A 4,904-nucleotide genomic window follows, 5' to 3' on the forward strand; every position below is an offset into this window, starting at 1 on the left:
TAAATCTTAACTTGAGAAATATCGCGTCTGGCTAAGGCGTGCAAGTCTACTGAGGGATAACTGCTCCCATGCTCCCGTTGAAGTAGAAAGTAAAGTCTAGCTTTGTCTAGGTTTTATATAGCAGGTAACAATCAATGGTGCAGCAGATGCTCAAGCGGGTAATTCAGTGGCTCAAAAAATTGTTTCAGGGTTTGTTTGCTAGGAAACATAGTCCTAAAGCAGTACAGCAGAATATTGAGAAAACAACCGCACCACCTCTGAGTGATACGGATCTAGAATTTCTGTTTACAGAACTGTTAGCAGGAGTTCATCAAGCTAGAGGCCAGGCTTGGACGCAAAACTGGTTACATAAAATTGAACATCGTGTCAGCACTCAACAATGGCTAGATTGGCTAAATCACTTTGGAGAGAGATTATTAGCATCTACTAAACCTCATAATGAATTAGCGGCACGGTTAGTACAGTTGGGTGAGTTGGAGGTTGGTGAAGTTGGCGACCTGGCATACAATATTGGGATGCAATTGCTGACACGCACCCAAGCAGAACCCATTTGGGAATATGATGGACCCGATGCTGTCAGTCCAACTGTCTCTGAGGAGAATTTTCCAGAGGAAGAATACCAAACTGTGACTTGGGATGAATTATTGGAGATTTTGCAGGAAAATGAGATCTTACGTCAGCAAATTGTCCAAGATTTCGCTATTGAAAGTGATGACCCACAACAAATTATTCAGGTACTCATAAATAAATCCCAGACAATGGGTGAATCTGCTGCATCGGAAAAGTCAGATCAACCCATTCCCGAAGGAATTGATGACAATATTAGGTAATTAAATGATTTTTTTGACACAAGGATAGCTACAATCTAGGAGAAAGAAAATCCAAGAATGTGGCAAATGCTCAGGTGGCTATTGCAGTGGCTTAACAACTTATTCAAGTACCCCTTTGGCAGTCGTCGAACTCATGAGTTCGACGGCGATGAGGTGTCTATGGTAGAAAAGTCTCTACCAGAATTAACCAATGCGGATCTGGAAGTATTGTTTAATGAGTTGCTTGAAGGTGTACATCAAGCACGGGGACAACAATGGGCGCTGAAGTATTTGCAGCGAATGGAACCCCGGATCACTGTTGAGCGTTGGATCGATTGGTTGCTGATATTTGCTGAAAAGTTGCTTTCTTCACCAGCGCCCAATAGTAAGATCGCAACGCGAATGGTACAACTGGGTGAACTCAACATCGGCAAAGTTGGAGAACTGGCATCGGAAATTGGCATCCAGTTGTTAAGCCGTGAGTTCTTAGCCCAAAACTTACCGCAAAATCTACAAACAACTCCACAACCCGCAGCGGCGGCAGCCACACCACCAGTAGAACCATATTTAGAAATTCCAGGACAAGGATTGCTGGGGGATTTGGGTGAGCAATTATGGCAGTATGAACAGAAGGAAACTGTAGATATTGCACCAGATATTGCACCAGATATTGCACCAGATATTGCACCAGCATCGATTAGCTTGGAGGAGTCTTGGCCAAGTAATCTACAGCATTTGAGTGTCCAAAATGCAGTAGCAGAAATATCTGATGTGATTTATGAGTATGTAGGGGAAGAACACCCAGAGACGGTGAAAGCAGAAGTAGAGGAAGTTGTAGCCTCTCCCTTGGCAGAAAATTGGGATCAGTCGTTAACTAATTTGCAGCCACAAGTAGCCCAAACTCTGGATGAGTTGGTGGTAAGGTTGGAACAAAGTACCAGTTTAGTTCAACAACTAGCTTCGGAATTAGCATTGCGTGATGCCTACGGTGGGCAAAGCCATCTTTCAGCAATAACTCAACGTCCGAGTTTTCAACTGACTGTCACTAACCAGGCGGAAATCTTATTTTACCAAGGTTTACAACAAGCTAAGTCTGGTGATTTGTTGGGGTCTTTGGCTTTTTATAGTCAAGCTATTAAATTGCAACCAGAATCTTACGAGTATTGGTTTAATCAAGGGTTGACTTTGTTTCATTTACAAAGGTTTGAAGAAGCGATCGCTGCTTATGACCAAGCTATTAATCTCAAACCTGATTTCGCTAAAGCTTGGTATAACCGGGGCGGAGTTTTGGGAGAGTTGGGTGATTTTGATGGGGCGATCGCTTCTTTTGATCAAGCTATAGAGTTGAAGTCTGAATACCAAGAAGCTTGGGCTAGTCGGGGTTTAGCCTTGCTCAAATTAGGTCTGATTTGGGAAGCTATTTCTAGTTATGATCAGGCTTTGAAATTACAACCCGAAGATCAGGAAACTTGGTATTACCGAGGAGTTGCTTTGGGGGTAGGTGAGCAGTTTGAAGAGGCGATCGCTTCTTATGACCAAGCTTTAGAAATTCAACCAGACTATTATGAAGTGTGGATTGACCGGGGTGTGGTGCTATTTAACCTCAAACGCTGGTCAGAAGCAATTGAATCCTGGGACGAAGCATTAGCTATTCAATCTGATTTTTACTTAGCTTGGTATAACCGGGGCATCGCTTTAGAAAACTTGGGCAGACGCGAAGAATCTATTGAATCCTATCAACAAGCCATCACCATTAAACCTGATTTTCACCTCGCTTGGTATAATCAAGCTGTAGCTTTGTTTTACTTGGGAAGACTTACAGAAGCTATTTCTTGCTATGACAGCGCCTTAGAAATTAAACTCGACTATTGGGAAGCTTGGCTTGGTCGCGCCTTAGCCGTGGGGAATGTGGTTAATAACAAAGCATCTCTGACTTTACCCAGTAGCATAGCGAAATCTCATCCTACCCTCAATCAGCGAGGTTATGAGGGCAAAATAGCCACTTATGAAGAAGGTTTAAAACATCTCCGCCCTGATACCCACCCAGAAGGTTGGGGAAGATTGCATTTAGCAGTGGGTAACACCCACTACGAACACGGCAAAAAACAACCTTCACCCCGCTATTATTGGCAACAAGCATTAACTGAGTATCAACAAGCACTATTAACACTTACTTATGAAGATTTTGCAGAATTGCATCTAGAAGTATTGCAAGCTTTAACCAAAGTGCTTGTTGCTTTAGGGGAAACAGAAACAGCACAGGAATTACAAAAACAAGGTCTAGATTTATTACAACAATTACTAAATCAAAGCACCTGCTCGGAACAAAACAAAAAACTACTCGCTTTGAAATTTGCAGGTTTCATACAATTAGGAGTTGATTTAGCGGTAAATGCAGGTGATTTAGTAGAAGCTTGGGAAATTGCTGAACATGGCAAAAATACCTGTTTAAAACTACAGCTTTCTGGTGGGAGTAATGAAATTTATTCCCTCAACTATCAACGGATTCAACAACTAATCAATCCGCAAACTGCGGTTATTTACTGGCATCTTAGCCCGGTGGCTTTACACACCTTTATTATTAAATATGATGCCCCATCACCGCTACTTTTATTAACACCTATCCAAGAGGTAGAAGTCATACCAGAAGCAGTAAAAAGGTTAGTAGAATTTGAAAGCTGGCTAGACTTTTGGCAAAAAGAATATCAAGAATATTGCCAAAATCAAAACTTAGAAAATCCCCTGGAAAATTCCTGGTGTGTGGATATGGAAGGCAGATTATTAAATCTGCGGAATATCCTCAATATTCCCACCATTATTCAGGAACTGGAAGGAATTACCAATCTAATTTTAATTCCCCATCGGGATTTACACAAATTGCCTCTTCATGTCCTTTTCTCTCTTGCACAACCAGATGTAAATTACACTATCCATTATCTCCCTAGTATTCAAACGGGTTTGGATTTAAACACCAATGGGTTATCAAATTGGCAACAGCAAAAATTCCTAAGTGTGGAAAATATCAAACCAGCAGGTAATGAGAAAATACAAGAAGAAATACAATTTGTTGACTTTGCAGCCGCAATTGTAAGGAAAATGTTTGAAAATTCCCAAAACATCCAGAGTTCACAAGCGACAAAAGAGAACTTAGAAAATGCCCTAGCCGCAGATTATAACATCTTGCATTTTACTGGTCATGCGGTTAACAATTTAAGTGAAGTTGCCAAATCGGCCTTAGTTTTAGCAGATGAAGATAAACTGACTTTAGTAGAAATTAGTCAACAGACTTTTAGTAATTACAATCTGTTTACATTCACAAATTCTGAAAATGTTAGTCATAATATTCAAAATATCAGCAGTGAATATGTGGGTTTAACAACTGGTTTGTTAAATAGTGGTGTTCCTTATGTATTGAGTACACTTTGGAATGTGGAATCATCTGCTAATGCTTTAGTCATGATAGAGTTTTACAACAGATTACTTTTTCATCACTCTCCAGTTACTGCTTTAGCGGAAGCTACAACTTGGCTAAAAGAAATAACTGTTGCAGAACTGATCACAGAGTATGAAAATTTACTCAACAATCTGCAACCAGAAGAGTTGAAATTGAGGGATTTTGTCACGATGCAAATTGATAAACATCGCCAATTATCACCTCAACAACAGCCTTATAATCATCCTTACTATTGGGCGGGATTTATCATTGCTGGATGTAATTGAATGGATCTTAAAATTACACATTACCTTAAAAACTGTGCATTTTGGGTCTGATAAATTAGAAAATCTGGAGATAACAGATAGCTAAAACTATTCCCTATTCCCTATTCCCTGCCTCAACGAAGGGACTTTTTCAGCAAACCCTATCTAGGGGTTGCTGAGAAAGTCTTTCCGTGAGGGCATAGGAGTCAGGAGTCAGGAGTGGTAGGGGCGAAGCATTAGGGCGACTAATTATCAATTTTTGTCCAAGCCTATTTTCCGAATGCTTCGCCCGTACAGGAGTCAGGAGGAGATTTGAAAATTTCTTTGCCATCTCTTGAAATCCCCAAAAATGCACACTTTTTCCGGTATACCCTTCAAAACCCTTGCACTAATTTC

Annotated in this window: 3 protein-coding genes; 2 read left to right on the forward strand and 1 reads right to left on the reverse strand. The window is 40.7% G+C overall.

Going from position 1 to position 4,904, the window contains the following annotated elements; translation table 11 throughout:
* Positions 1 to 134: 134 nt before the first annotated feature.
* Together H5968_RS24585 and H5968_RS24590 are read left to right on the forward strand one after the other, a co-directional pair.
* Entirely contained in the window at positions 135 to 830 is a 696-nt protein-coding gene (locus H5968_RS24585; protein WP_255427243.1) for a hypothetical protein, read from the forward strand.
* Positions 831 to 887: 57 nt separating this feature from the next.
* Positions 888 to 4,529: a tetratricopeptide repeat protein gene (locus tag H5968_RS24590; RefSeq protein ID WP_187042030.1), complete on the forward strand. Its 3,642-nt coding sequence runs from the start codon at positions 888 to 890 to the stop codon at positions 4,527 to 4,529.
* 130 nt (positions 4,530 to 4,659) lie between these two features.
* Here the strand turns inward: H5968_RS24590 and H5968_RS24595 are convergent, their stop codons facing one another.
* Positions 4,660 to 4,839, reverse strand: a complete 180-nt coding sequence (locus H5968_RS24595) for a hypothetical protein (protein WP_187042031.1) — start codon at positions 4,837 to 4,839, stop codon at positions 4,660 to 4,662.
* Between the last annotated feature and the right edge of the window lie 65 nt (positions 4,840 to 4,904).

This window comes from Sphaerospermopsis sp. LEGE 00249 (assembly GCF_014299995.1).
GTDB lineage: Bacteria > Cyanobacteriota > Cyanobacteriia > Cyanobacteriales > Nostocaceae > Sphaerospermopsis > Sphaerospermopsis kisseleviana.

Excerpts from the sequence above, each read along its gene's own strand:
- H5968_RS24595 (WP_187042031.1), bottom strand. The coding sequence starts at position 4,839 with ATGGCAAAGAAATTTTCAAATCTCCTCCTGACTCCTGTACGGGCGAAG.
- H5968_RS24590 (WP_187042030.1), top strand. The coding sequence starts at position 888 with ATGTGGCAAATGCTCAGGTGGCTATTGCAGTGGCTTAACAACTTATTC.
- H5968_RS24585 (WP_255427243.1), top strand. The coding sequence starts at position 135 with ATGGTGCAGCAGATGCTCAAGCGGGTAATTCAGTGGCTCAAAAAATTG.